The organism is Pseudomonas sp. MT3, assembly GCF_054720805.1.
Map to the genome: position 1 here is coordinate 1 of NZ_JBTVPY010000021.1, position 25,083 is coordinate 25,083.

General features: G+C 66.6%; 22 protein-coding genes and 1 pseudogene. 14 read left to right on the forward strand and 9 right to left on the reverse strand.

The window, feature by feature from the left end; genetic code table 11:
* Nucleotides 1-223 precede the first annotated feature (223 nt).
* The 6 genes from ACYCAX_RS20020 to ACYCAX_RS20045 form a co-directional block, all read right to left on the reverse strand.
* On the reverse strand, nucleotides 224-700 hold the full coding sequence (locus ACYCAX_RS20020) for a GNAT family N-acetyltransferase (RefSeq protein ID WP_015476669.1): 477 nt from the start codon (nucleotides 698-700) through the stop codon (nucleotides 224-226).
* Between the two features lie 130 nt (nucleotides 701-830).
* Entirely contained in the window at nucleotides 831-2,048 is a 1,218-nt protein-coding gene (fabB, locus tag ACYCAX_RS20025; protein WP_015476715.1) for a beta-ketoacyl-ACP synthase I, read from the reverse strand.
* 10 nt (nucleotides 2,049-2,058) lie between these two features.
* Nucleotides 2,059-2,574, reverse strand: coding sequence for a 3-hydroxyacyl-[acyl-carrier-protein] dehydratase FabA (gene fabA / locus ACYCAX_RS20030; RefSeq protein WP_015476716.1), 516 nt, complete (start codon nucleotides 2,572-2,574; stop codon nucleotides 2,059-2,061).
* 231 nt (nucleotides 2,575-2,805) lie between these two features.
* Nucleotides 2,806-4,716: an ATP-binding protein gene (locus ACYCAX_RS20035; RefSeq protein WP_294977665.1), complete on the reverse strand. Its 1,911-nt coding sequence runs from the start codon at nucleotides 4,714-4,716 to the stop codon at nucleotides 2,806-2,808.
* Complete coding sequence (locus ACYCAX_RS20040; protein ID WP_294977663.1) at nucleotides 4,713-5,633, reverse strand: ABC transporter substrate-binding protein; 921 nt, start codon at nucleotides 5,631-5,633, stop codon at nucleotides 4,713-4,715. The genes ACYCAX_RS20035 and ACYCAX_RS20040 overlap by 4 nt, the downstream gene beginning before the upstream one ends.
* A gap of 1 nt (nucleotide 5,634) precedes the next feature.
* The gene (locus tag ACYCAX_RS20045; RefSeq protein WP_294977661.1) at nucleotides 5,635-7,743 is read right to left on the reverse strand and encodes a TonB-dependent receptor plug domain-containing protein; all 2,109 of its coding nucleotides are present in this window, start codon (nucleotides 7,741-7,743) and stop codon (nucleotides 5,635-5,637) included.
* Nucleotides 7,744-7,894: 151 nt separating this feature from the next.
* On the opposite strand from ACYCAX_RS20045, the gene ACYCAX_RS20050 reads away from it, so the two are divergent.
* The 3 genes from ACYCAX_RS20050 to sixA are packed head-to-tail and all read left to right on the forward strand — an operon-like array spanning nucleotide 7,895 to nucleotide 9,733.
* Nucleotides 7,895-8,917 (forward strand): NAD(P)H-dependent glycerol-3-phosphate dehydrogenase, encoded by a 1,023-nt coding sequence (locus tag ACYCAX_RS20050; RefSeq protein WP_015476720.1) that lies wholly within the window; start codon nucleotides 7,895-7,897, stop codon nucleotides 8,915-8,917.
* A gap of 13 nt (nucleotides 8,918-8,930) precedes the next feature.
* Nucleotides 8,931-9,272, forward strand: a complete 342-nt coding sequence (locus ACYCAX_RS20055; RefSeq protein WP_294977659.1) for a DUF4389 domain-containing protein — start codon at nucleotides 8,931-8,933, stop codon at nucleotides 9,270-9,272.
* Nucleotides 9,269-9,733 carry a phosphohistidine phosphatase SixA gene (sixA, locus tag ACYCAX_RS20060; RefSeq protein ID WP_015476722.1) on the forward strand — a complete coding sequence of 155 codons (465 nt, stop codon included), beginning with the start codon at nucleotides 9,269-9,271 and terminating at the stop codon, nucleotides 9,731-9,733. The genes ACYCAX_RS20055 and sixA overlap by 4 nt, the downstream gene beginning before the upstream one ends.
* A gap of 43 nt (nucleotides 9,734-9,776) precedes the next feature.
* Here sixA and ACYCAX_RS20065 read toward each other — a convergent pair whose 3' ends face one another.
* Entirely contained in the window at nucleotides 9,777-10,271 is a 495-nt protein-coding gene (locus ACYCAX_RS20065; RefSeq protein WP_015476723.1) for an MgtC/SapB family protein, read from the reverse strand.
* Nucleotides 10,272-10,540: 269 nt separating this feature from the next.
* On the opposite strand from ACYCAX_RS20065, the gene ACYCAX_RS20070 reads away from it, so the two are divergent.
* From ACYCAX_RS20070 to ACYCAX_RS20105, 8 genes are all read left to right on the forward strand, one after another.
* Nucleotides 10,541-12,208: an AMP-binding protein gene (locus ACYCAX_RS20070; protein ID WP_460248691.1), complete on the forward strand. Its 1,668-nt coding sequence runs from the start codon at nucleotides 10,541-10,543 to the stop codon at nucleotides 12,206-12,208.
* 15 nt (nucleotides 12,209-12,223) lie between these two features.
* The gene (locus ACYCAX_RS20075; RefSeq protein WP_015476725.1) at nucleotides 12,224-12,649 is read left to right on the forward strand and encodes a hotdog fold thioesterase; all 426 of its coding nucleotides are present in this window, start codon (nucleotides 12,224-12,226) and stop codon (nucleotides 12,647-12,649) included.
* A gap of 182 nt (nucleotides 12,650-12,831) precedes the next feature.
* Nucleotides 12,832-13,635, forward strand: coding sequence for an AraC family transcriptional regulator (locus tag ACYCAX_RS20080; protein WP_294977654.1), 804 nt, complete (start codon nucleotides 12,832-12,834; stop codon nucleotides 13,633-13,635).
* Between the two features lie 37 nt (nucleotides 13,636-13,672).
* A complete protein-coding gene (locus ACYCAX_RS20085; RefSeq protein ID WP_015476727.1) occupies nucleotides 13,673-14,320 on the forward strand; it encodes a LysE family translocator in 648 nt (215 codons plus the stop codon).
* 167 nt (nucleotides 14,321-14,487) lie between these two features.
* Nucleotides 14,488-15,300 (forward strand): alpha/beta fold hydrolase, encoded by an 813-nt coding sequence (locus tag ACYCAX_RS20090; protein WP_015476728.1) that lies wholly within the window; start codon nucleotides 14,488-14,490, stop codon nucleotides 15,298-15,300.
* A complete protein-coding gene (locus ACYCAX_RS20095; protein WP_015476729.1) occupies nucleotides 15,297-16,157 on the forward strand; it encodes an alpha/beta hydrolase in 861 nt (286 codons plus the stop codon). Before ACYCAX_RS20090 ends, ACYCAX_RS20095 begins: the two co-directional genes overlap by 4 nt.
* Nucleotides 16,158-16,358: 201 nt before the next feature.
* The gene (locus ACYCAX_RS20100) at nucleotides 16,359-17,177 is read left to right on the forward strand and encodes a DUF4892 domain-containing protein (RefSeq protein ID WP_086009604.1); all 819 of its coding nucleotides are present in this window, start codon (nucleotides 16,359-16,361) and stop codon (nucleotides 17,175-17,177) included.
* A 67-nt stretch (nucleotides 17,178-17,244) separates the two neighbouring features.
* A complete protein-coding gene (locus ACYCAX_RS20105; protein ID WP_294977647.1) occupies nucleotides 17,245-18,294 on the forward strand; it encodes an AI-2E family transporter in 1,050 nt (349 codons plus the stop codon).
* Between the two features lie 592 nt (nucleotides 18,295-18,886).
* On the opposite strand, the gene ACYCAX_RS20110 is transcribed toward ACYCAX_RS20105, so the two are convergent.
* The gene (locus ACYCAX_RS20110) at nucleotides 18,887-20,167 is read right to left on the reverse strand and encodes a CynX/NimT family MFS transporter (RefSeq protein WP_460248692.1); all 1,281 of its coding nucleotides are present in this window, start codon (nucleotides 20,165-20,167) and stop codon (nucleotides 18,887-18,889) included.
* 30 nt (nucleotides 20,168-20,197) lie between these two features.
* Nucleotides 20,198-20,769: pseudogene (locus ACYCAX_RS20115) on the reverse strand (FadR/GntR family transcriptional regulator).
* Nucleotides 20,770-21,021: 252 nt separating this feature from the next.
* On the opposite strand from ACYCAX_RS20115, the gene kdpF reads away from it, so the two are divergent.
* The 3 genes from kdpF to kdpB are packed head-to-tail and all read left to right on the forward strand — an operon-like array spanning nucleotide 21,022 to nucleotide 24,905.
* Nucleotides 21,022-21,111: a K(+)-transporting ATPase subunit F gene (kdpF, locus tag ACYCAX_RS20120; RefSeq protein WP_009618573.1), complete on the forward strand. Its 90-nt coding sequence runs from the start codon at nucleotides 21,022-21,024 to the stop codon at nucleotides 21,109-21,111.
* Nucleotides 21,112-21,119: 8 nt separating this feature from the next.
* The gene (gene kdpA / locus ACYCAX_RS20125; protein ID WP_460248693.1) at nucleotides 21,120-22,814 is read left to right on the forward strand and encodes a potassium-transporting ATPase subunit KdpA; all 1,695 of its coding nucleotides are present in this window, start codon (nucleotides 21,120-21,122) and stop codon (nucleotides 22,812-22,814) included.
* A gap of 12 nt (nucleotides 22,815-22,826) precedes the next feature.
* The gene (gene kdpB / locus ACYCAX_RS20130) at nucleotides 22,827-24,905 is read left to right on the forward strand and encodes a potassium-transporting ATPase subunit KdpB (protein ID WP_460248694.1); all 2,079 of its coding nucleotides are present in this window, start codon (nucleotides 22,827-22,829) and stop codon (nucleotides 24,903-24,905) included.
* The last annotated feature ends 178 nt before the right edge of the window (nucleotides 24,906-25,083 follow it).

Genomic DNA, 25,083 nt, shown 5'->3' on the forward strand with positions numbered 1-25,083 from the left:
TGGTAGTGTGGGGTTTCCCCATGTGAGAGTAGGTCATCGTCAAGCTTCTAATTCCAAAGCCCCTGATCAGCGAGAGCTGGTCGGGGGTTTTGTTTTTGGGGCGAAAAAGCTTGGTGTGCCGGAAGTCATCAGCGTGCGCTGAGATGCTGGCATTCGCGGACAAGGTCCTCTCCTGCGAAGGCTGCAATCAGGGCGCGCGGGGATGTTCGCGAGCAAGCTGCTCCTACAAAGAGGAGAGCGGCTTGGTCATGATGAGGGTGCGTTCTTCGCCGTGGAATTGTTCGCGTACGACGCGGTAGCCCAGGCGGATGTAGAAGGCTTCGGCGGTGAGGGAGGAGGGGACCAGCAAGGCGTCCAGGTTGTGCTCCAGGGCGGTTTCCTCTATTCGAGCCATCAGCATCTGGCCGACGCCCTTGTGTTGTTGCTGTGGAGCTATATAGAGGCTGCGCACGACGTTGCCATCCAGGGCGGCGGTGCCGATGATCTCGGCGTTCAGCAATGCGACGAAGACCAGGCGTTTCTCCAGCAACTCGGCCACGCATTCGGGGGTGAAATGTGCCACCACCGACTCGATGACGCTTGTCGGGTAGTCTTGGCCGTTGCTCTCCCTGACCGCCGTCACTATCACCTGGCTGATGGCGACAGCGTCTTCCCTGCGGGCCCTTCTGATCACCGGTTCCATCTGCATGCTCGCTGTCATTGCGTTTCTCCCATCCTGACCTGATTCGGACAGCAGGGAAAGCGGAGGGTCGAGAGCTCGTGTCGGTAGAAGGGAAATCACAGGCAACAAAAAAGGCGCCCTAGGGCACCTTTTTTGTCTGGGTCACCGATCAGCCGTTGTGGCGTTTCAGGACCAGTGTGGCGTTGGTGCCGCCGAAGCCGAAGCTGTTGCTCATGACGGTGTCGATCTTCGCGTTCTCGCGGGTCTCGCGCAGGATCGGCATGTCGGCGACTTCCGGGTCCAGCTCGTCGATGTTCGCGGAACCGGCGATGAAGTTACCTTCCATCATCAGCAGGCAGTAGATGGCCTCGTGAACACCAGCGGCGCCCAGGGAGTGGCCGGACAGGCTCTTGGTGGAGCTGATGGCCGGGGCCTTGTCACCGAATACGGCGCGGATGCCACGGATTTCGGCAACGTCGCCGACCGGGGTGGAGGTGCCGTGGGTGTTCAGGTAGTCGATCGGGGTATTCACGGTCGACAGGGCCTGCTGCATGCAGCGGATGGCACCTTCGCCACTCGGGGCGACCATGTCGTAGCCATCGGAGGTGGCGCCGTAGCCGATGATTTCGGCGTAGATCTTGGCGCCACGCTTCAGGGCGTGTTCCAGTTCTTCGACAACGACCATGCCGCCGCCGCCGGCGATGACGAAGCCGTCACGCTTGGCGTCGTAGGCGCGGGAGGCCTTTTCCGGGGTTTCGTTGTACTGGGTGGAGAGGGCGCCCATTGCGTCGAACAGGCAGCTCTGGCTCCAGTGCTCTTCTTCACCGCCGCCGGCGAAGACGACGTCCTGCTTGCCCATCTGGATCTGTTCCATTGCCTGGCCGATGCAGTGCGCGCTGGTGGCGCAGGCCGAGGAGATGGAGTAGTTCACGCCCTTGATCTGGAAGGGAGTGGCCAGGCAGGCGGAAACGGTGCTGCCCATGGTGCGGGTGACACGGTATGGGCCGATGCGTTTGACGCCTTTTTCGCGCAGGGTGTCGATGGCTTCCATCTGGTTCAGGGTGGAAGCACCGCCCGAGCCTGCGATCAGGCCGGTACGCGGATTGGAGATCTGCTCGGGAGTGAGGCCGGAGTCCTTGATCGCCTGTTCCATCGCCAGGTAGGCGTAGGCGGCGGCGTCGCCCATGAAGCGGAAGACCTTACGGTCGATCAGCTCTTCCAGGTTCAGGTTGACCGAACCGGAAACGTGACTGCGCAGGCCCATCTCGGCATAGCTCGGGTTGTGCCGAATGCCTGCACGGCCTGCGCGCAGGTTGGCGGAGACGGTGTCTTTGTCATTGCCCAGGCAGGAAACGATGCCCAGACCGGTAATCACGACGCGACGCATGCGGATACCCTTAGAAGCTGTCAGTGGAAGTGAACAGGCCGACGCGGAGGCCTTCGGCGCTGTAGATTTCGCGGCCATCGACGCTGACGTTGCCGTCGGCGATGGCCAGAACGAGCGATCGATTGATCGTACGCTTGATGTGGATGTTGTAGGTGATTTTCTTGGCGGTCGGCAGGACCTGGCCGAAGAATTTCACTTCACCCGAACCCAGGGCGCGGCCACGGCCGGGATTGCCCTGCCAGCCGAGGTAGAAACCTACCAGCTGCCACATGGCGTCGAGGCCCAGGCAGCCCGGCATTACCGGATCGCCTTCGAAGTGACAGGCGAAGAACCACAGGTCGGGGTTGATATCCAGCTCGGCGACCAGTTCGCCCTTGCCATACTTGCCGCCCGTCTCGCTGATGTGGGTGATACGGTCGATCATCAGCATGTTGGGGGCGGGCAGTTGCGCATTACCCGGGCCGAAGAGCTCGCCGCGGCTGCAACGCAGCAGGTCTTCTCGGGTGAAGGCGTGTTGTTTGGTCATGCGAGCTCCTCAAAAATCCTGGATGGCAGGCGGTGTTGGCTTCTGCCTGCGGCGCCGCGCTCCGTTGTTATTGTCACGGGTCTCACGCGGCAGCCTAGTCATAGACTATTGCCTTTAAGTGAAAGTCACAGCGTCCGGCGAACGCTTGTTCACTTTTCGTCGGCGCTGGGTTGTCGTCAGGGGCACAGGCCCCGTGGCCGGTCCGCAGTGTGGTGCATGCTCTCGCCCGGATCAACGACCTGGAGCAACCCAACGCTGCAGTATCCGTTGCAGTTCCGCCCGTTTGAACGGTTTGGCCAGGTAGTCGTTCATCCCGGCTTCCAGGCAGGCTTCCCGATCGCCCTGCAGGGCGTTGGCCGTCAGGGCGATGATCGGTACCTGTTCGCCGCCGGGTCTGGCGCGGATCTGCCGGGTGGCCTCATAGCCGTTGAGCACCGGGAGCCGGCAGTCCATGAGGATCACCGCGAACTCGCCGCGCTCTGAGGTGCGGACCGCCTGGACGCCGTCACCCACCAGCGTGACGCGATAACCCAGGCTGCGCAACATAGCTTCTATGACCGTTTGATTCACCGGGTTGTCCTCGACGAGCAGAACGGACTGACCAGCGGCAAGCGTGTCGCTCCCCGCATCGCCTTCCTCCGAGGGCGCCTGGCGCTCGCGGAAGGGCAGGGGAATTTCCAGCGTGAAGGTCGAGCCACAGCCTTCCTCGCTGGTGGCGCCGAGGGTTCCGCCCATGCGTTCGGCCAATGTCCGGGCGATGGGCAGGCCCAGTCCGGTGCCGCCGTAGCGACGCGAGGTGGAGGAATCGGCCTGCTGGAAGGCGTCGAACATATGTTCCAGGCGCTCGCGGGAGATGCCGATGCCGCTGTCCTGCACCGAGCAACTGAGCCACAGGACCTTGTCGTCCAGCGCCTGCCAGGTGGCCTCCAGCCGCACGCCGCCGTCTTCGGTGAATTTCAGGGCGTTACCCAGCAGGTTCACCAGGATCTGCCGGATGCGTGTCGGGTCGCCCTGGACCTCGAGAGCGCTCAGGCCATCCTGCACCGCCAGTTCCAGAGACAGGCCACGCTGGTGGGCGCTGTGCTGGAAGACCTGCACTGAACTCTGGATCAGCTCCAGCAGGTTGAACGGGATGCGTTCCAGTTCCAGCGCGCCGCGCTCGATGCGGGAGAAGTCGAGGATGTCGTTGATCACCTTGAGCAGGTGTTCGGTGGATTCGGTCGCCAGCGCGCTGTATTCGGCCTGCTCCTGGTTCAGCTCGGTGGTTTCCAGCAGTTGGAGCATGCCCAGCACGCCATTCATCGGGGTGCGCAGTTCGTGGCTCATCATCGCCAGGAAGTCGGATTTTGCGCGGTTCGCCTCTTCGGCTTCCTCCCGCGCGGCCACCAGTTGGGCGATGCTGCGTTCCTGCTCCAGAGCAGCTTGTTGCAGGCCGCGGGCGAGGTTGTTGATATGCCGGGCGAGGTCGCCGACTTCGCCATCATCGGGTACCGGCAGGGTCGTATGGTAGTCACCGCTCTGGATGGCCTGTACTGCGCGTCCCATCGTGCTGATCGGTGCGGCCAGGCGGCGCGCCAGGCGACGGGCGAGGAGGCAGGTCAGCACCAGGGCGAACAGCGCCAGCAGGCTGGCCTTGAAGAGAATCTCCTGTTGGCGATCGCTGAACGCATCGCTGGCCATCCCGACGACTACCCGCCCGAGGTAGTCGCTGCTAGATGTCTCGGCCTGGGCGTTGAGGGCGACGCCGAGGTTGCCGTCGCCCAGCTCGATGTTCTCGCGCTGGATGGCCGCATGGAAGATTTCCACTTTGGTGGAGGTCTGCGCCGGATCGGCGGGGTGTTCGACGTAGACCAGGATGTTGTCGCTGCGGTCGCGCACTTCGATGAAGCGTACGTGGGCGGTGCCCAGGGTCGCCCGCAACAGGCTCTGCAGTACCGGCAGGTTGCCGGAAATGACGCCGTATTCGGCGGCCGGAGCCAACTGGTTGGCGATCAGTTGGCCGGTGTGATTGGATTCTTGTCGCAGGTCCTGCAGGCGCGAGTAGGTGAAATAGCCGGTGAGCAGCAGTGTCAGCAACAACGCCGGACCGAGGCTGATGGCCAGCATGCGCGTCTGGATATTCCAGCTCTTGCGGGCGCTCATGGGGATTCTCCTTCGGCAAGACGCTGTGCGAGCGAGGCGTCGTCCTGCAGCTCGATGCCCAGCGAACGCGCCACCTGGCGGTTGCTCTGCACCTTGAAGCGTTCAGGGTAGAGGCTCGAGGGCCATTGCGATGGCGGCTGGTCGAGCAGTGGGTCCAGGGTATCCAGCCAGTCGTTCTGGTCGCTGTAGGTGCTGGCCAGACTGCCGGCCCTGACGAAGGCCACGGTGGGGCCGATCAGGGCGCGGTTCTCGGCGTAGGCGCTGAGCAGGATGCCTTTGATGGTGCGCGGGTTGTAAAGCAGTTTGTCGTCCAGTCCGAGCAGCAGGTCACTGTTGTCCAGCAATTTGCGCAATGGGCGGGGATCGTCGCTGCGGTCCTGCTCCTGGGGGAGCAGTTCGACACCGAGTTGCCGGGCGTGCTCCGCCAGTTCCTTCAGGAGGAATGCGCTGGCGGGGCTGAAGAGTACGCCGATGCGCTGCGGCCGGGGATGCAGTTGCATGGCCAGTTGCAACTGCCGAGAGGGCGGCGGATCGCTCCAGAGCAGGCTGATGCCGTCCGGGCGTCGGTCGTCGAGCAATTGCTGCGCCTCCACACGGCTGACCAGCAGCGTCAGCGCCGGCGGTCCCTGTTCGCTGGCCAGGCGCCAGTTCAGGGCGGCGCTCCCGAGCAGCAGCAAATGGGTTTCCGGGGACAGCGTCGAGGCGGCGGGGAGGGTATCGGGTGACTCCAGGCGGATCCGGTCCGCCGGGCGGCGTTCGGCCAGCGCCTGGCTGAAGGCCTGCACGGCCGCACCCTGTTCGCCGCTGACCAGCAGCAGTTCGCGGGCCAGCGCCGGCAGCGCCAGCAGGCAGGCCAGGCCGAGCAGCAAGGGGCGCAGACGCTGCCCGAGGCTCATTCCTGAGCGGCGAGCCGGCATGCTAGAAACTCACCTCGGCGCTGAAATACAGCAGGTGACGGTCGTCGTAGCGGTTTTCCGGCCAGGTCAGCGGTTCGTCGTCCAGGCGCTGCTGCAGCACGCCCGCCAGTTCCAGCGCGGCGGCGCCCAAGGGAATGCGCCTGGCCACGCGCAGGTCCACGCGCTCGAAGCGGTGTTCGTTCAGCGCGTCGTCGCCGTAGTAGAACACCGAGCTCGACCAGCCCCGCCCCCAGTCGCGCATCCAGCCCGCCGAACCGCTGTTGCGGGAGGTGAGGCGCTGGTCGTAGCGGCTGCTGGCGTCGTAGTCGACATAGGCGTAGGTGAGGCGCAGCCGGTCGCGCAGGCCGAGGCGCCAGTCCAGCTGGGTTTCGGCGCCACTGAAGCGGATTTCGTTGTCGTTGCTGGGCTCGAAGTCGGTCAGCTTCAGCGGATCGCTGATCAGCCCGTGAATCTCGTCGTGATACGCCTTCACGTCCAGCGCCAGGCCGATTTCGTCGAACTGGCCGTTGTAGCCGATTTCCCGCGAGCGCATGCGCTCCTGGTCCAGGTCCCCCGGCCCGTGGGCGCGGGCGAAATAGTAGGCCGCGTCCTGGCCGTAGGCGGCCGGGGTGAGTTTGCGCGCGCGATAGCTCCAGTTCACGTCGTTCTCGTACATATCGGGCGAGCGCACGGCTTCGGAGTACACCGCCCGCAGGCTGTGGCGCGGCGTGATCAGGTAGTTCAGGGCGATACGCGGGCTGACGGAGCTGCCGGAGGTCTGGTCGTCTTCCAGCATAGCGCCGCCCTGCAGCAGCCAGTGGGACGTCAGGTGCCATTCCAGCTGGCTGAACAGGCGCCAGATTTCGTTGTTCACCGTGCCGTCGAAATAGGTTTCGGAGACCGCCTGGTCATGGCGGTAGCTCATGCCGGTGAGCAGCCGTACACCATCGGCCAGACTCAGCGTGTCCTGCATTTCGAGGTCGTAGCGGGTTTCCCGGATGTTCTGGTTCACCCAGCCGCAGGCCGGCGTACCGGCCCCGGCGACCACCTGTTGCAACACCTGGTTGGCCAGGGCCTGCTCCTGGGCGGTGCCGGTCGGGATGCGCGGCAAGGCTTCGGACAGCGCTTCCACGTACTTCGGATTGAGCGCCCAGAGCTGCGCCAGCTGCGGGCTGAACACGACCTGGGCCTCGCAGGCGCGGAAATCCTGAAGGCGCTCCCAGTGCTCGGCATAGCCCTGGACGTAGAAGCTGTGTTGCGGGTTGACGTCGAAGGTCCAGCGCAGGGAGCCGGCGTAGTCGCGGGCGGTCAGGTCGGCGTCGCTGTCGCCGGCGGGGATGTTGTCGAATACCGGGCGGTAGTTGTAGGGGCGCTGGTTGGTGCCTTCCTTCGCGGCGATCTGCCAGTCCAGGCTGTTGCGCAGGTCGAGACTGTGGTTGGCCACCAGGTTGACGCGGGTCAGGCGGCGGCTGTCGCGGTAGTCGCGGCCGAACTGGTCCTGGTCGAAGCCGTCGTCGGCCTGGCCGGAGAGCGACAGGCGATAGTCGCTGGACTCGCCGCGCAGCCCCTGGCTGGCGTACCAGTCGCGGATGCCGTTCTGCCCGGCGGTGTACTTCAGGCGCGTGCCCTGGCTGTCGGCGGGGTGGCGGGTGAGGATGTTGATCACGCCCATCAGCGCGTTCGCGCCGTAGCTCACGGCGTTCGGCCCGCGGAACACCTCGATGCGGTCGATGTCCTCGATGGCCACTGGAATGTCGCTCCAGTCCACCGTGGCCAGGCCCGGGCGGTACACCGAGCGACCGTCCACCAGCACCTGCAGGCGGCGCGCCTCGGTGACGTTGGTGCCGTGGTAGTTGACCGTGGCCTGGTTGCCGGACAGGTAGCCGACCATCATGCCCGGTACCAGGCGCATCAGTTCGGGGATGTCGCGGGCGCCGGAGGCGCGGATCAGGTCGCGGTCGAGCACCGTCATGCTGCCCGGCACCTCGGCGGGCGACTGCTTCAGCCGGCTGGCGGTGAGGACCTCCGGCACCTCCACACGGTCCACGAAGAGATCGCCGGCGACTGCCTGGCCTGCCAGTAGCGCGGCAAGCAAAGAGAGCGGCAGGGGAGCGCGGGGGGAAATCTGCACGGAACGGCCTTGTTCTCGATTTCTTCTTCAATAGACGGATGTTAAACGAGGCGCCGTTGTTTGCCAGTCCTGCGATCCGGACTGGCCGCAGGGCGACGGGGCCTTATAATGCCCCAATCGCCGCCCCGAGGCGGCCCGTGATGGAAAAGACATGACTGAGCAGCAACCGATCGCCGTCCTCGGCGGTGGCAGTTTCGGTACCGCGTTCGCCAATCTGCTGGCGGAGAACGGCCAGCGCGTTCGCCAGTGGATGCGCGACGAGGAACAGGCCGAAGCGATCCGCACCCTGCGGGAGAACCCCCGTTACCTGAAGGGCGTGAAGATTCACGCGGGTGTCGAGCCAACCACCGACCTGCCGGCGACCCTGGCCGCGTGCGAGATGATCTTCGTCGCCGTGCCGTCCAGCGCGCTGCGCAAGGTGCTGGAAGGCCGTAGCGAGGAGCTGGCAGGCAAGATGCTGGTCAGCCTGACCAAGGGCATCGAGGCGCAGACCTTCAAGCTGATGAGCCAGATTCTCGAAGAGATTGCGCCGAAATCCCGCATCGCGGTGATCTCCGGGCCGAACCTGGCGCGCGAGATCGCCGAGCACGAGCTGACCGCCACCGTGGTCGCCAGCGAGGACGAGGAGCTCTGCGAGCGCGTGCAGGAAGCGCTGCACGGCCGTACCTTCCGCGTCTACGCCAGTAGCGACCGTTTCGGTGTCGAACTGGGCGGTGCGCTGAAGAACGTCTATGCCATCATCGCCGGCATGGCCGCAGCATTGGGCATGGGCGAGAACACCAAGGGCATGCTGATCACCCGCGCCCTGGCGGAGATGACCCGCTTCGCCGTCAAGCTCGGCGCCAACCCCATGACCTTCCTCGGCCTGGCCGGGGTGGGCGATCTGATCGTCACCTGTTCGTCACCCAAGAGCCGTAACTATCAGGTGGGCTTCGCCCTGGGCGAAGGCCTGAGCCTGGAAGACGCCGTGGCGCGCATGGGCGAGACCGCCGAGGGCGTGAATACCCTGCGAGTGCTCAAGGCCAAGGCCGACGAGCTGCAGGTCTACATGCCGCTGGTGGCCGGCCTGAACGCCATCCTGTTCGGTGGCCGCACCCTGGCGCAGGTCATCGAGGCGCTGATGAACGGCGAGCCGAAGACCGACGTCGATTTCATTCCCACCACCGGTTTCTGAGAGAGGCAACCCCATGTCCGCTGAGCGTATGGAAAAAGAGTCCCTCATCCTGCGAGTCGTCTGGATGCTGGTCTTCGCCCTGGTCTGGTTCATCGCCGAAATCCTTCTCGGCGCCATCGTGGTGGTGCAGTTGATCTACCGGATCATCTACGGCGCGCCGAGCGGCAGCCTGATGGCCTTTGGCGACAGCCTCAGCCAGTACTTCGCGCAGATCGGCCGTTTCGGCACCTTCCAGACCGAGGAAAAACCCTGGCCGTTCGCCGACTGGCCGGCCGCCCACGCCCCCGAGGGCGAGCCGCCGCACAGCGTGCCGCCGGCCGAGCATCCGGCACGCGACGAAGAGCCCAGGCTGTGAAGCTCTGGCTGTTGCGCCACGGCGAAGCCGAGCCGCAGGCCCGCCGCGATGCGGACCGGCGCCTGACCGCCCACGGCCGCAAGGAAGTGCTCAAGAGTGCGGCCCAGCTCGCCGGCCAGCCGATCGATGGCATTCTCGCCAGCCCCTATGCGCGGGCTCAGGAAACCGCCGAGCTGATCCGCGAAGCCCTGGGCTTCGACGGCTCCGTCGGCACCGCGCCCTGGCTGACCCCGGACGACGACCCCAAGGATGTCCTGCGCTTCCTCGACGGTCGCAACGAGCGGAACCTGCTGCTGGTCAGCCACCAGCCGCTGATCGGCTCCCTCGCCGGCCTGCTGGTCCACGGTAGCCGCAATGACGCGGTGCCCTTCAGCACCGCATCGCTGGCCGAGCTGGAGGGCGAATGCCCGGTGGCGGGGCTGATGCAACTGGTGTCGCTGCACCACCCACGGCACGGCTGAGTGCGCCAACTGTCCATGAACAAGGCCCCGGAAGGGGCCTTGTTCATTTCGGCGGCTCATCGTCGTCCGTCAGCGTGGGCGGCGGTTTGCGGAAGCGCGCGTCGATGTGGTGTTCCAGCCAGGTGCCGAGGCTGAGGACCAGGAGTGTCAGGACTACGCCGGTGACGGCTGTGAGGACGTGGCCGCTGCCACAGGCGATGCCGATCATGGAGGACACCCAGATGGTGGCGGCGGTGGTGAGGCCTTCCACGCGGTAGCGGCGTTCGTGATGGACGATGACCCCGGCGCCGATGAAGCCAATGCCGGTCAGCACTCCCTGGACCACCCGGCTGGCGGCATCGATGCTGGTGGGGTGCATCTGCTGGATGACGCCCACCGCCAACGCGGCGGCCAGCGCGGTCAGGGCATGGGTGCGCAGGCCGGCGGGGCGATTGTGCAGCTCGCGGTTGAGGCCGATCAGGCCGCCGCAGAGGGTGGCGATCAGCAGGTTCAGCAGCAGCTCGAGTTGGTCTGGCGGTATCTGGAAGGCTTCCGGCATGGCGCATGTCCGTCGGGGGCTACCTGCAAGGGTAGTGCGCCTGCGCACGCGAGGCGCCGCTCCAGGGCAAATCGTCGCCAGATGTTTCGCCGGAGAGCCCCGTGGCAGAGCGGCTGCGCTTGGCGTGAAGGAGGTTTCCTACAAAACTTCACACGATCAGTCTTGTCTGCCGTGCCGGTGCATGGAATATTCAACCAAGCAAGTGCTTGGTTGATCCATCGCTATACCTCTGAGCTACACCTCTGAAAAAAACAACAAAGGAGGGGCACGTGGTTAAAGCAGTCCGATTACCGCTCGATCTGTTCTATCAGCGCGAGACGAGTCACCCGAACAAGCCATACCTCGTACAGCCGCAGGGCGGCGGCGAGGTGCAGACGCTCACCTGGGGAGAAGTGGGCGATCAGGCGCGCCGTGCCGCCGCCTGGCTGCGCAGCCTGGAACTGCCGCCGGGTAGCCGCGTGGCGATCATTTCCAAGAACTGCGCGCACTGGATCGTCGCCGATATCGCCATTTGGATGGCCGGCCACGTATCCGTGCCGCTGTACCCCAACCTCACCGCCGATTCCGTGCGCCAGGTGATGAGCCACTCCGAAACCGCGGTGGCTTTCGTCGGCAAGCTGGATGACTGGCCGGCGATGGTCGATGGCATTCCGCCGGGTGTGCCGACCGTGGCGCTGCCGCTGCATCCGTCGGGGCGCTTCGATCACCAATGGGCCGATCTCCAGGCGCAGTCGCCGATCCGTGACGATCCGCGCCCGGACGCCGCCACCCTGGCAACCCTCATCTACACCTCCGGCACCACCGGCACGCCCAAGGGCGTGATGCATACCTTCGGCAACTTCGCCTTCGCCGCCAGCCATGCCATCGACCTGTTCGGTGTCGGCGAGGAGGACCGCCTGCTGTCCTACCTGCCGCTGTGTCATGTGGCCGAGCGCATGTTCGTGCAGATGGCGTCGATCTACGCCGGGCAGACGATCTTCTTCGCCGAAAGCCTGGACACCTTCGCCGCCGACATGCGCCGTGCGCGGCCCACGGTGTTCTTCGGCGTGCCACGCATCTGGACCAAGTTCCAGATGGGCGTTTATGCGCAGATGCCGGCGCAGAAGCTCGAGCGCCTGCTGCGCCTGCCCATCGTCGGGCGCCTGGTCAGCCGCAAGGTGCTTGCCGGCCTCGGCCTGGATGCCGTGCGCTACGCACTGTGCGGCGCCGCGCCTGTGCCCGAAGCGCTGCTCGACTGGTATCAGCGCCTGGGCCTGAACGTGCTGGAGGTCTATGGCATGACCGAGAACTGCGGCTACTCCCACGTCTGCCGGCCCGGCGAACAGAAAAAGGGCTGGATCGGCCGCAACAGTCCCGGCGTGGAAGTACGCATCAGCGACGAGGGCGAGGTGCAGGTGCGCAGCGGCGCGACCATGCTCGGCTACTACAAGGATCCGCAGCGCACCGATGAAACCATTACCCGCGACGGCTTCCTGCGCACCGGCGACAAGGGCGAGCAGGACGCCGACGGCAACCTGCGCCTGACCGGACGGATCAAGGAAATCTTCAAGACCGCCAAGGGCAAGTACGTGGCGCCGGCGCCGATCGAGAACCGCCTGGCCGTGCACTCGCGGATCGAGCAGATCTGCGTGGTCGGCGATGGCCTGATTGCGCCCCTGGGGCTGTGCGTGCTGTCGGACATCGGCCGGCAGGAAGCGGCCAACGGCGCCCGTGGCGAGCTGGAGCAAAGCCTGAGGACGCTGCTGGAAGAGGTGAACAATGCCCTGGACAAGCACGAGCGGCTGGCCGGGCTGGTGCTGGTCCGCGATGCCTGGACGGTGGACAACGGCTTCCTCACGCCGACCCTGAAGATCAAGCGCAATGTGGTGGAAGGTACCTACGGCCAGCGCTTCAATGAATGGGCGGAGCGCCGCGAGGCGGTGCAGTGGCATGACTGAACAAGGGGGAACGCAATGATCTGGCACACCACACCTACGCTGGAGCAGCTCAACGCGCAGTTGAAGAACACCATCGGCGAGCTCCTCGACATCCGTTTCGAGGCGTTCGACGACGACTCGATGACTGCCAGCATGGTGGTGGATTCGCGTACTCACCAGCCCTACGGCCTGCTGCACGGTGGCGCCTCGGTGGTGCTGGCGGAAACCGTCGGCTCCACCGCCAGCTACCAGTGCCTGGACCCCGGCAAGCACTACTGCGTCGGCCTGGAGGTGAACGCCAACCACCTGCGCGGCCTGCGCAGCGGGCGGGTGACGGCGGTGGCCAAGGCGGTGCACATCGGCCGCTCGACCCACGTCTGGGAAATCCGCCTGCATGGCGAGGATGGCAAGCCGAGCTGCATCTCCCGGCTGACCACGGCCATCGTCCCGCTGGAGCGCTGAGCCGTTGCGTTGGGCGCCGAGTGGTTTGCTTTTGCCAGGAGCGAGCTTGCTCGCGAACAATGCCGGGCACCTGGGCATCGGGCGGTTCGCGAGCAAGCTCGCTCCTACAGATCCCGTGCCGCTTGGCGCCCGCTCGCAATTTTGTCCAAGACCCAGGGTTCCCGCGTCGGTAAAGTGGGCCTATGGAACGCATCGAACACCACAGCAGCGGCCTGCCCGGCGTCCGTTTCATCGACGCCGAGTACCGCCGTTTCGCCTTTCCCCGGCATTTTCATCTCGACTACCACGTCGGGCTGATGCTGGGCGGCTGCCAGCGCTACACCCATCGCGGCGAGCGCTCGCTGGCCGGCAATGGCGACATCCTGCTGATGAGTCCCGAGAGCATCCATGATGGCGCCAGCGAAGGCGACGAGGGTTACCGCATCCGCGTGCTGTCCATCGATCCGCAATGGCTGGATGACGCCTGCCGCTCCTTCAGCGATGGTCGCCAGGGCGCGCCGCGTCTGACCGCCGCGCAGCTTCGCGATCCGCTGCTGCAGGTCGAGCTGCAGCGTGCTCACGCGCTGATGCTCGGCGGTGAGCGCCTGGCCCAGGAAGGCCAGCTCTGGCAGGCACTGGCCGCGTTGCTGGAGCGCGCCTCCAGCCTGCGTATCCGCGAGCCGGGGCAGGGCTTCGATGCGTCGACCTGGGCGCGCATCCGCGAGTGGCTGGAATCGCGTCTGGAAACCCCGCCGACCCTGGAAGAGATCGCCGGATTCTGCGACCTCAGCCCCTGGCAGGTGCTGCGCCGCTTCCGCCACCAGTGCGGATTGCCGCCGCACCAGTGGCTCACCCAGTTGCGTCTGGAGCGCGCGCTGCCACGGGTGATCAAGGGCCAGCCGCTGTCGGAGATTGCTCTGAGCCTGGGCTTCTATGACCAGGCGCACTTCAGCCGCCTGTTCCGCCGGACCTACGGATTGCCGCCCGCACGCTTGCGTCAGCGCTGATTCCCCCCTTCCGCCTTTCCCATTGGAGAATCCCGCCATGCAGGAGGTTCACGTCTTGCTCATGCTCACCGCCGTGTTCGCGGTCGCCCTGGTCAGTCCCGGCCCGGACGTCGCGCTGGTGGTGCGTACCGCCTTGCACCAAGGGCGTCGCGCCGGCCTGCTCAGCGCCCTGGGGCTGGCCTGCGGGATCCTGGTCCACGGCACCCTGGTGCTGACCGGGGTATCGCTGCTGCTCAGCCGTTCGCCACTGCTGTTCAACGCATTGCAACTGGTGGGCGCGGCCTACCTCGGCTGGCTGGGCATCGGCGCCTTGCGTGCGCTGCGCAAATCCGGTGGGGCAGGGCGGATCGACGGAGAGCTGCCGGACTCGACGCTCGGCCCCTGGCTGCGCGGGTTGGCGACCAACCTGTTCAACCCCAAGGCACTGGTGTTCTTCCTCGCGCTGCTCAGCAGCCTGATTCCGGCGGACATGTCCGCACCCGGCAAGGTCGCGGTGGCGGCGATGCTGTTCGGTACCGGCTTCGCCTGGTTCAGCCTGCTCAGCGTGACCCTCACCCGGCCGCAGTGGCAGCAGCGCTTGCTGCGAGCGGTGCCGGTGATCGATGGCGCCTGCGGGCTGGTCTTCCTGTTGGTGGCCGGTGGCATCCTGTTCAGCGTGGTGAACCAGGCGGGGCACTGGGTTTGAAGACAAGCGGCGGATAACGCGGAGTGCGTTGGGGGCTGATCAAGGCAAATCCGCCGGAGTGCCATGAACTTTGGCCGTAGTGCCGTCATTCGTTGGAGTGAGGGTCATTGCCGCACCCCGGTTGCTGTCGGAAAATTCAGGCTGTCATTTCCCTGAGTTCACGCAGCATGTCCCAAGCGGTCTTCTTCGCCCACGCCAACGGCTTCCCTTCGGGCACCTACGGCAAACTGTTCGATGCGCTGGAGCCGGATTATCGGGTCCACCGGTTGGACATGCACGGCCACGATCCGCGCTTCCCGGTGAACGCCAACTGGGAAAACCTGGTGGCTGAGTTGCTGCATCATCTCGAACGGCTGGATGAGCCAGTCTGGGGTGTCGGCCATTCCCTGGGCGGCGTGCTGCATTATCACGCCGCGCTGCGCCGTCCGGAGTTCTATCGGGGCGTGGTGATGCTGGATTCGCCGTTGCTGACCCTGGCCGACCAATGGGTGATCCGCGCGGCCAAGCGTTTCGGTTTCATCGACCGCCTGACCCCCGCCGGCCGCACCCTGGGCCGTCGTGAAGACTTCGACGATTTCGCCGAGGCGCTGGAATATTTCTCCGGCAAGCCGCTGTTCAAGCGCTTCGACCGCGACTGCCTGGAAGCCTACGTGCGCCACGGGCTGGCGCCGGCCGACGCGAGGGGCCTGCGGCTGAAGTTCGACCCGGCCACTGAAATCTCCATCTACCGCAACGTCCCCCATACCAGCCCCGGCCGCGCGAAGCAGCTGGCCGTGCCGCTGACGATGGTGCGCGGCCGCCACAGCCGCGTGGTGCTGCCGCATCACGCGCGGCTGGTCAGCCACATCCCGATGGGCGAAAGCCTGTCGCTGCCGGGGGGGCACATGTTCCCGCTGGAGCGCCCGCAGGACACCGCGGCGCTGCTCAAGACCGTCTTCGCCCGCTGGCAACAGCGCGAAAATCATAAGGAAACGCCATGACCGCCCATGTCCAGGAAATCCGCCTGAACCTGCCGCATATCGAGCTGGCCGCTCACCTGTTCGGCCCGGAAGATGGCCGCCCGGTGATTGCGCTGCACGGCTGGCTGGACAACGCCATGAGCTTCGCCCGCCTGGCGCCGAAACTGCCCGGCCTGCGCATCCTCGCCCTCGACTTCGCCGGCCACGGCCACTCGGCGCACCGCGCGCCGGGCGCCAGCTACCTGTTGTGGGACTACGCCCTGGACGTGCTGATGGTGGCCGACCAGATGGGCTGGGAGCGCTTCACCCTGCTCGGGCATTCGATGGGCGCCATTGTCTCGGTGCTGCTGGCCGGTGCCATGCCCGAACGCATCGAGCGCCTGGCGCTGATCGACGGCCTTGTGCCCTACACCGGAGAGGCGGAAACCTCGCCGCAGAAGCTCGGCGAGGCGCTGCAGGCGCAACTGGCGCTGCCGAACAAGCGCAAGCCGGTGTACGAGGCGATCGACCGTGCGGTGGAAGCGCGCATGAAGGGCGTCGGCGCGGTCAGCCGCGAGGCGTCGGAACTGTTGGCGTCCCGTGGCCTGGTACCGGTGCCCGGCGGATACACCTGGCGCACCGACGCGCGCCTGACCCTGCCGTCGCCGCTGCGCCTGACCCGCGCCCATGCGCGACAATTCGTCCAGTCCGTCCAGTGCCCGACCAGCCTGGTGCTGGCGAAACAGGGGCTGTTGGCGGTGGAGCCGGCGATCCGCGAGATGCTTGAAGACCGCCCCTTCGACATCCATGAACTGCCCGGCCAGCACCATCTGCACCTGGATGACGAGGCTGGCGCGGAGGCGGTCGCCGCCGTATTCCGGCCCTTCCTGCTGGCCTGAAAGCCTGTTCGAGGCAGCGCCGGCGGGCACTGCGCCGGCACCCTCGGGGAAACACTCCGTAGCGCCCTTTGGCTTGACTAAACCGGGGCCTGCCGCGAGTCTGCACGGATCGCTTCAGGGAGATTGTGCATGCTCGACATCCAAACCGCCGCGCGCCCGTGCTGCAAAGGGACTTTCCAGACCGACGCGCAGAGGACCCGGATGCCACGGCGCCTTCACTCCCTGCTGTTCGGCGGCCTGCTTGCCGCCAGCGCCGGCAGCTTTGCCGGCGATCTGCAAGGCAGTCACGACCTGGATATCCTGCCGCGCTTCCCGCGCTCGGAAATCGTCGATTTCAACCAGGCGTCCAGCCAGGAGCGAACCTATCCGCAGGGCTCGATCAGTCGTATCAGCGGCCGCCTGCGCATGGAAGGGGAGGTGCGCGCCATTGGCGAGCTGACCGCCGTGACCTATCGCCTGCCCGACGAGGACGCCAGCCAGAGCGCCTTCGCCGCCGCGCGCAAGGACCTGCTCAAGGCCGATGCCACGCCGCTGTTCTGGTGCGAAAGCCGCGACTGCGGCTCCAGCAGCTTGCTGGCCAACGCGGTGTTCGGCAATTCCAAGCTCTACGGTCCGGACGACCAGCAGGCCTATTTGCTGGTGCGCCTCGCCGCGCCGCAGGAGAACAGCCTGCTGGCGGTCTACACCATCACCCGTGGCAACCGCCGTGCCTATCTGCACGCCGAACAGTTGGACAGCGGCAGTGCCCTTGGCGAGCTGCTGCCCAGCCCGTCCACGCTGATGCGCCTGCTCAAGGCCAACGGCGAGCTGACCCTGAGCCACGTGCCGGAACAGCCCGGCGGCGCCTGGCTCGACCTGCTGGTGCGCACCCTGCGCCTGGACACCGGCGTGCGCGTCGAACTGGCCGGAAAGCACGCCGGCGACTGGCGCGCCGCGCTCACCGCCCAGGGCGTGCGCGATGCGCGCCTGGAACAGGGCAAGGATGACAGCGACGGCCTGCACCTGAGCTGGCTGCGCTGATTCGCCTACGCTGAAGGCAGGCGCTCTGGAAAGGACGCCTCACCGTCTTCGATAACCGGGAGTCTCGATGTTCGACAATGACCGCCTGCTGCTGCGCGTGCTGCTGCTGGGCCTGCTCGCCGCCAGCATCTGGGTGCTGCTGCCATTCTGGTCGGCGCTGGTCTGGGCCGCCGTGCTGGCCTTCGCCAGTTGGCCGCTGATGCGTCTGCTCACCCAACTGCTGCATGGCCGGGAGTCCGCCGCCGCCGGCCTGCTCACCGTCTGCTGGATCGTGCTGGTGGCCCTGCCGCTGGTGTGGCTGGGCTTCGGTCTGGTGGACCGGGTGCGCGAGGGTGTCGAACTGGTGAAGAACCTGCAGGTTTCCGGCCTGCCGCCGCCGCCGGAATGGATGGCCCGCGTCCCTCTGATCGGCGATCGCCTGGTGGGCTGGTGGTACCAGGCCGACCAGCAGGGCGTGGCGATGTTCTCCGCGCTCAAGCCGTACATGGGCGAGGTCGGCAACTGGGCGCTGGCGCGCAGCGCCAAGCTCGGCACGGGGATTTTCGAGCTGGTGCTGAGCCTGGTGCTGATCTTCTTCTTCTACCGCGACGGCCTGCGCCTGCAGGCTTTCGCCCATGCCGTGCTGCAGCGCCTGATCGGTGACGCGGCGTCGCAGTACATGGAGATCATCGCCGGCACCGTGCAGCGGGTGGTCAACGGCGTGATCGGCACCGCCGCCGCCCAGGGCGTGCTGGCGACCATCGGCCTCCTCATCGCCGGCGTGCCGGGGCCTTTCGTGCTGGGGCTGCTGACCTTCGTCTGCAGCCTGCTGATGGTCCCGCCGCTGATCTGGGGGCCGGCGACGATCTGGCTGTTCTACCAGGAGAGCTACGGCTACGGTGTGTTCATGGCGATCTGGGGTTTCTTCGTGATCAGCGGCGTGGACAACATCCTCAAGCCCTACCTGATCAGCCGCGGCGGCAACCTGCCGCTGGTGGTGGTGCTGCTGGGCGTGCTCGGCGGTTTGCTCAGCTTCGGTTTCATCGGCCTGTTCCTCGGGCCGGTGCTGCTGGCGGTGGTGTACAACCTGATCAGTGCCTGGATCGACAGTTCGGATCGGTCGCCGCCGAGGGTTTGATGGCTCGCTTGGGGCCAGAGATCGTAGGAGCGGACTCCGTCCGCGATGCTCTTGGGGCCTGGGTGATTCTGCGCCGCTTTGGCATGCTCGGGGACATTTTATTTCGCCCCCTCGGGCGAGTTACTTTCTCAAACGACAGAAAGTAACCAAAGGTCTTGCCCCTGCATCCGGGTCCCGCTTCGCGGGACTTCCCTCGCTCCATCGAAGTTCCAGGGGCACGCGCTGACGGGCCATCCCTGGCCCGACAGCGCTCTCGCGGCATCCATGCCGCTCAACCCCTGAAACTCCGATTCCACTCGGCCTCCTGAAAGGGGCGGTTCGGAGTGCTCGGGTGTTTCTCTGGAAGTCTGTTAAGAGCCAGAGCCAGAGCCAGAGCCAGAGCCAGAGCCAGAGCCAGAGCGGAAGCTGCGCTCCCGTAGGAGAGACGGGGGCGCCTAGCCCTTGTCCGCGAAGATCCGCCGCTGCACCCCACGCTGCAGGATGAATACCTGTAGGAGCGAGCTTGCTCGCGAACCGCCCAACACCGATGTCGCCGGGAAATTTGTTCGCGAGCAAGAACCAGGCGTCCCCCTCGCGCCTACAGAAATGCGCTTTACACGTGCTCGCTCTTCACCTGCACCAGGCGATCCCGTCCAGCCCCCAGGCCGAAGGCGATCGCCCCGACCGAGACCACCACGAAGATCACCCCGGTCGCGCTCCAGCCGCCGGTGACGTCATGCACCACGCCGACCAGGAAGGGTCCGCAGGCCGCCAGGGTGTAGCCCACGCCCTGGGCCATGCCGGAGAGGTTGGAGGCGACGTGGGCGTCCGGCGAGCGCAGCACGATCAGCGCCAGCGCGATGGCGAAGGTGGCGCCCTGGCCGAGGCCGAGCACCACTGCCCAGCCCCAGATGCCCGAAAGCGGTGCGTAGAGCAGGCCGAGCAGGCCCGCCAGGGTCAGGCTCATGACGATCACCACCGCCAGGCGCTGGTCCTTGCCACGGGTGGCCAGCCAGGGGCCGGCCAGGGCGCTGAACAGTTGCACCATCACCGAACCGGACAGCACCAGCCCGGCTTCCGTCGGGCTCAGGCCGCGGTCGATGAGGATCGACGGCACCCAGCCGAAGACGATGTAGGCCAGTGACGACTGCAGCCCCATGTACAGGGTGACCTGCCAGGCCAGCGGGTCGCGCCACAGGCCCTTCACCTTGTACACCGCGCGGTGGGCGTGGTGGTTCTGCCGGGTCTGCGGCAGCCAGACCAGCGCGGCAAGGATCGCCGGTAGCGCCCAGAAGGCCAGCGCCGGTTGCCAGCTGTCGCCCATCAGCCCGGCCAGCGGCACGGTGGCGCCGGCGGCGGTGGCGGCGCCCAGGCACAACGCCATGGTGTAGACGCCGGTCATGGTCCCGGCGATGTGCGGGAAGTCGCGCTTGACGATGCCCGGCAACAGCACGCCGATGATGCCGATGCTGGCGCCGGCCACCAGGCTGCCAAGGAACAGCCCGGCCACCGGGAACAGGCTGCGCAGCACGATGCCGGCGGCCAGGCTGAGCAGGATCAGCAGCACCGTGCGCTCGGCGCCGAGGCGGCGGGCGAGCATCGGCGCCAGCGGGGCGAACAGGCCCAGGCAGAGCACCGGCAGGGTGGTCAGCAGACCGGCGGCGGCGGCCGACAGGCCGGTACCGTCGCGGACGGTGTTGAGCAGCGGGGCGAGGCTGGACAGCGCCGGGCGCAGGTTCAGCGCCACCAGCACCAGGCCCAGGAGCAGCAGCCAGGGGCGCGGCGGTTGAGCTGGGGGCGTTGGTTCGTCGTTGGCCTCGGCGTCGACCAGCAGCTCCTCCGGGGGGCAGGAGCGCTTGTGTTCGGCTTCGTGTGGATCGTGGGGCAGGGACATGGTGGGCATTCCGGCAAAAGACAGAGAACGTCAGATCAGCAGGGCGCGATTGGCGCGGGCGGCGGCCTCGGCATCGCCGCGCTCGATGGCATCGAGCAGCTCGCGGTGCAGTTCGAAGCTCGGCTGCGGTCGGCTGGGGTCGCCGATGGTGCGTTCCAGGCCTGCGCGGATCACCTGCGAGAAGTAGCGGTAGAGCTCGCTGAGCACCGGGTTGTGGGCGCTGTCCACCACACGCTGGTGGAAGATCAGGTCATGGACGATGTAGTCGTCCAGGGCACCGCCGTGGCGAATGGCGGAGGCCTCCAGCGCCTCGCGCAGGGCCAGGATGTCCGACTCGGTGCGGCGCTCGGCGGCCAGCCGGCTGGCTTCTTGGCGCAGGCGCGTACGTAGGTGCCGTCGCCCTGGCGGACTTCCAGCACGCCGGAGAAGGTCAACACCCGTACCGCTTCGCGCACGGTATTGCGGCTGATGCCGAGTGACTCGGCCAGTTCGGGTTCCGGTGGCAGGCGCTGGCCCAGGGGCCAGGTGCCGTCATCGATGCGCAGGCGGATCTGCTCGAGGGCGATATCCACCAGCGAGCGCTTCTGAATGGGGCTGGGCATGGAAACATCCAATCATCGGATGAATGTGAAGAAGCCAAGCCTAGGGCATGGCCGGGGGCGGTTGCAAATGCGGGGACGTCTACCTGACGCGGGCCGGGTGGCGGCCTTGTCGCGAAGGGCTTCCAGTGGCTGCCAGGGTGGTCTTTTACGTTTTCTTTATGCCTCGCCGGGGCTTCGGGAATCGCTCCTTTACGCCGTCCTTGCGGAAAATTTCCGGCAGGCGGCAAGAGTCGCATGAAGGAGAGAGAAGCCATGAGCGTGCTCGACGGAGTGTCCCTGGTCCTGGCCACGGGACTGTTCATTTATCTGCTGGTGGCGCTGCTGCGCGCCGATCGTTCCTAGGGGTGGCCATGAACAGCCATGATCTGTTGCTGATCGTCGTCTTCCTGGCGCTGGTGCTGGTGCCGGCGCCGTTCCTCGGGCGTTTCTATTACAAGGTGATGGAGGGGCAGCGCACCTTCCTCAGCCCGGTCTTCCTGCCCGTGGAGCGGGCGATCTACCGCGCCTGCGGCATCGACCCCGACGTCCAGCAGGACTGGAAGGGTTACACCCTGGCGTTGCTGGCCTTCAACCTGGCCGGGCTGCTCCTGTTGTTCTCGATCCTGCTGCTGCAGGGTCTGCTGCCGCTCAACCCTCAGCATCTGCCGGGCCTGGAGTGGACGCTGGCGTTCAATACCGCGGTGAGCTTCGTCACCAACACCAACTGGCAGGCCTACAGCGGCGAGGCGTCGCTCAGCTACCTGAGCCAGATGCTCGGCCTGACCGTGCAGAATTTCGTCAGCGCCGCCGTCGGCCTGGCCGTGCTGGTGGCGCTGGCCCGCGGCATCGCGCGCAAGTCGACGAACAGCCTGGGCAACTTCTGGGTCGACCTGACTCGCGCCACCCTCTACGGGCTGATCCCGCTGTGCCTGCTGCTGGCGCTGCTGTTGGTCTGGCAGGGTGTGCCGCAGACCTTCCTCGACTACGCCCACGCGCTGACCGTGCAGGGGACCGAGCAGCCCATCCCGCTGGGGCCGGCGGCCAGTCAGATCGCCATCAAGCAGCTGGGCACCAACGGCGGCGGCTTCTTCGGCGTGAACTCGGCGCACCCGTTCGAGAACCCGACCATCTGGAGCAACCTGTTCGAAGTGGCGTCGATCATCCTGATCCCGGCGGCGCTGGTGTTCACCTTCGGCCACTACGTCAAGGACCTGCGCCAGAGCCGTGCGATCCTCGGCTGCATGCTGGTGCTGTTCTGTCTTGGCCTGGGGACTTCGCTGTGGGCCGAGTACCAGCCGAACCCGGCACTCAGTGCCTTGCCGGTGGAGCAGAGCGCGCCGATGGAGGGCAAGGAAAGCCGCTTCGGCACCACCGCCAGCGTGCTCTGGTCGGTGACCACCACCTCTGCCTCGAACGGTTCGGTGAACGCCATGCATGACAGCCTCAACCCGCTGTCGGGCATGGTGGCGATGATCAACATGATGCTCGGCGAAGTGATCTTCGGCGGCGTCGGCGCGGGCCTCTACGGCATGCTGCTGTTCGTCCTGATCGCGGTGTTCCTTGCCGGGCTGATGGTCGGCCGCACTCCGGAATACCTCGGCAAGAAACTCGAAGCCCGCGAAGTCCGCCTGCTGGTGGCGACCCTGCTGGTGATGCCGGTGGGCGTGCTGGTGCTCGGCGCCATCGCCGCCAGCCTGCCGGGCCCGGCGTCGGCGGTGACCAATCCTGGCCCGCACGGCTTCAGTCAACTGCTCTACGCCTATACCTCCGGCACCGCGAACAACGGTTCTGCCTTCGCCGGGTTCGGCGCCAACACCCCGTTCCACAACCTGATGATCGCCCTGGCCATGCTGATCGGCCGCTTCGGCTACATCCTCCCGGTGCTGGCCATCGCCGGCAGCCTGGCGGCGAAGAAGGCCACGCCGGTGGGTCCCAACAGCTTCCCGACCCACGGCCTGCTGTTCGTCAGCCTGCTGACCGCCACCATCCTGCTGGTGGGCGGCCTGAACTTCCTGCCGACGCTGGTGCTGGGCCCGGTGGCCGATCACCTGACGCTTGGCTTCTGAGGAGCCGCCTCCATGAATGCGAAAACCCAGGAACTGGCCCTGAACAAGGCCGTCGAGAAACGCCCGACCACCGCGCTGTCCGCCCTGTGGAAGCCGGCGCTGGCGCAGGCCTTCGTCAAGCTCGACCCGCGCCAGCTGCAACGTTCGCCAGTGATGCTGGTGGTGGCCCTGACCGCCGTGCTGACCAGCGTGCTTTGCGTGGCGGGCGCGTCGGGCGCCGTGGGCGGCGAGTCGGTGCCCACCTTCGTCGCCGTGCAGATCGCCGTCTGGCTGTGGTTCACCGTGCTCTTCGCCAACTTCGCCGAGGCTCTTGCCGAGGGCCGTGGCAAGGCCCGCGCCGACAGCCTCAAGGCTGGCACCCAGGGCCTGCAGGCCCTGCGCCGGAGCGCCAGCGGCAATTTCGAGAAGGTCGCCGCCAGCAGCCTGCGCAAGGGTGATGTGGTGCGTGTCGAAGCCGGCGAGCTGATCCCCGGCGACGGCGAGGTGATCGAGGGCGTGGCGGCGGCCAACGAGGCCGCCATCACCGGCGAGTCCGCGCCGGTGATCCGCGAATCCGGCGGCGACCGCTCGGCGGTGACCGGCAACACCCGGCTGGTGTCCGACTGGCTGCTGGTGAAGATCACCGCCAACCCCGGCGAATCCACCCTCGACCGCATGATCGCCCTGGTGGAAGGCGCCAAGCGCCAGAAGACCCCCAACGAAGTGGCGCTGGACATCCTGCTGATCGGCCTGACGCTGATCTTCCTGCTGGTGGTCGTCACCCTGAAGCCGTTCGCCCTGTTCGCCGGCGGCAACCTGCCGCTGGTGTTCCTGGTGGCGCTGCTGGTGACCCTGATCCCCACCACCATCGGCGGCCTGCTCTCGGCCATCGGTATCGCCGGCATGGACCGCCTGGTGCGCCTGAACGTCATCGCCAAGTCCGGCCGCGCCGTGGAAGCGGCGGGGGACGTGCACGTGCTGATGCTCGACAAGACCGGCACCATCACCTTCGGCAACCGTCGCTGCAGCGCGCTGCACACCGCCCCCGGCGTGCAGCCGCTGGAACTGGCCGAGGGTGCGTTCCTCGCATCGCTGGCCGACGACACGCCCGAGGGCAAGTCGATCGTGGAGTTCCTGCGGGCGCAGATCATCCTGCCCGAGCCGGAGCGCAACCGTGTGAGCCCGGTGGCCTTCAGCGCCGAGACGCGCCTGTCGGGTATCGACATCGACGGGCACGTGTACCGCAAGGGCGCGGTGGATGCCGCGCTGGCCTTCGTCGGCCTGGACCGCACGCAGATGCCCGAGAGCCTGGCCAAGGAGATCGAGCGCATCGCCCAGAGCGGCGGCACGCCGCTGCTGGTGGTGGCCGACGGCAAGCTGCTGGGCGCCATCCACCTGAAGGACGTGGTCAAACCGGGTATCCGCGAGCGCTTCGCCGAACTGCGCCGCATGGGTATCCGTACCGTGATGGTGACTGGCGACAACCCGCTCACCGCTGCCGCCATCGCTGCAGAAGCGGGGGTGGACGACGTGATCGCCGAAGCCACGCCGGAGAAGAAGCTGGCGCGCATCCGCCAGGAGCAGGGCGAGGGGCGCATGGTCGCCATGTGCGGCGACGGCGCCAACGATGCTCCCGCACTCGCTCAGGCCGATGTCGGCATGGCCATGAACGACGGCACCCAGGCCGCCCGCGAGGCCGCCAACCTGGTGGACCTGGACAGCGACCCGACCAAGCTGCTGGACGTGGTGCAGGTGGGCAAGGAACTGCTGGTGACCCGTGGCGCGCTGACCACCTTCTCGGTGGCCAATGACGTGGCCAAGTACTTCGCCATCCTCCCCGCGCTGTTCGCCGGCATCTACCCGCAACTGGGCGTGCTCAACGTGATGAAGCTGGCCAGCCCGCAGAGCGCCATCCTCTCGGCCATCGTGTTCAACGCATTGATCATCGTCGCGCTGATCCCCCTGGCCCTGCGCGGCGTGCGCGTGCAGGCCAGCGACGCGTCGCAGCTGCTGCGGCGCAACCTGCTGATCTACGGCGTCGGCGGGCTGCTGGCGCCGTTCGTGGGGATCAAGCTGATCGACATGATCCTGGTCGCCATCGGTCTGGCTTGACCGGTGTAGGAGCGAGCTTGCTCGCGAACGGATTTCCCGGCAGCTCAGGCGCTCGGGCGGTTCGCGAGCAAGCTCGCTCCTACAGATCACGGCCAGCCTCGATCTGGCCGGATGCACCGAGCAACACCCTCTCCCTCTGGGAGAGGGCCGGGGTGAGGGCAATCCCTCGCTCCCAACC

What these genes read in the sequence shown, in the direction of transcription:
- ACYCAX_RS20110 (WP_460248692.1), bottom strand. Translation starts at nt 20,167, where the DNA reads ATGTCCCTGCCCCACGATCCACACGAAGCCGAACACAAGCGCTCCTGC.
- ACYCAX_RS20065 (WP_015476723.1), bottom strand. Translation starts at nt 10,271, where the DNA reads ATGCCGGAAGCCTTCCAGATACCGCCAGACCAACTCGAGCTGCTGCTG.
- ACYCAX_RS20080 (WP_294977654.1), top strand. Translation starts at nt 12,832, where the DNA reads ATGGAACGCATCGAACACCACAGCAGCGGCCTGCCCGGCGTCCGTTTC.
- ACYCAX_RS20090 (WP_015476728.1), top strand. Translation starts at nt 14,488, where the DNA reads ATGTCCCAAGCGGTCTTCTTCGCCCACGCCAACGGCTTCCCTTCGGGC.
- ACYCAX_RS20035 (WP_294977665.1), bottom strand. Translation starts at nt 4,716, where the DNA reads ATGAGCGCCCGCAAGAGCTGGAATATCCAGACGCGCATGCTGGCCATC.
- fabB (WP_015476715.1), bottom strand. Translation starts at nt 2,048, where the DNA reads ATGCGTCGCGTCGTGATTACCGGTCTGGGCATCGTTTCCTGCCTGGGC.
- ACYCAX_RS20105 (WP_294977647.1), top strand. Translation starts at nt 17,245, where the DNA reads ATGTTCGACAATGACCGCCTGCTGCTGCGCGTGCTGCTGCTGGGCCTG.
- kdpF (WP_009618573.1), top strand. Translation starts at nt 21,022, where the DNA reads ATGAGCGTGCTCGACGGAGTGTCCCTGGTCCTGGCCACGGGACTGTTC.
- ACYCAX_RS20055 (WP_294977659.1), top strand. Translation starts at nt 8,931, where the DNA reads ATGTCCGCTGAGCGTATGGAAAAAGAGTCCCTCATCCTGCGAGTCGTC.
- ACYCAX_RS20040 (WP_294977663.1), bottom strand. Translation starts at nt 5,633, where the DNA reads ATGCCGGCTCGCCGCTCAGGAATGAGCCTCGGGCAGCGTCTGCGCCCC.
- ACYCAX_RS20085 (WP_015476727.1), top strand. Translation starts at nt 13,673, where the DNA reads ATGCAGGAGGTTCACGTCTTGCTCATGCTCACCGCCGTGTTCGCGGTC.
- ACYCAX_RS20050 (WP_015476720.1), top strand. Translation starts at nt 7,895, where the DNA reads ATGACTGAGCAGCAACCGATCGCCGTCCTCGGCGGTGGCAGTTTCGGT.
- ACYCAX_RS20100 (WP_086009604.1), top strand. Translation starts at nt 16,359, where the DNA reads ATGCCACGGCGCCTTCACTCCCTGCTGTTCGGCGGCCTGCTTGCCGCC.
- fabA (WP_015476716.1), bottom strand. Translation starts at nt 2,574, where the DNA reads ATGACCAAACAACACGCCTTCACCCGAGAAGACCTGCTGCGTTGCAGC.
- ACYCAX_RS20075 (WP_015476725.1), top strand. Translation starts at nt 12,224, where the DNA reads ATGATCTGGCACACCACACCTACGCTGGAGCAGCTCAACGCGCAGTTG.
- ACYCAX_RS20020 (WP_015476669.1), bottom strand. Translation starts at nt 700, where the DNA reads ATGACAGCGAGCATGCAGATGGAACCGGTGATCAGAAGGGCCCGCAGG.
- kdpA (WP_460248693.1), top strand. Translation starts at nt 21,120, where the DNA reads ATGAACAGCCATGATCTGTTGCTGATCGTCGTCTTCCTGGCGCTGGTG.
- ACYCAX_RS20095 (WP_015476729.1), top strand. Translation starts at nt 15,297, where the DNA reads ATGACCGCCCATGTCCAGGAAATCCGCCTGAACCTGCCGCATATCGAG.
- kdpB (WP_460248694.1), top strand. Translation starts at nt 22,827, where the DNA reads ATGAATGCGAAAACCCAGGAACTGGCCCTGAACAAGGCCGTCGAGAAA.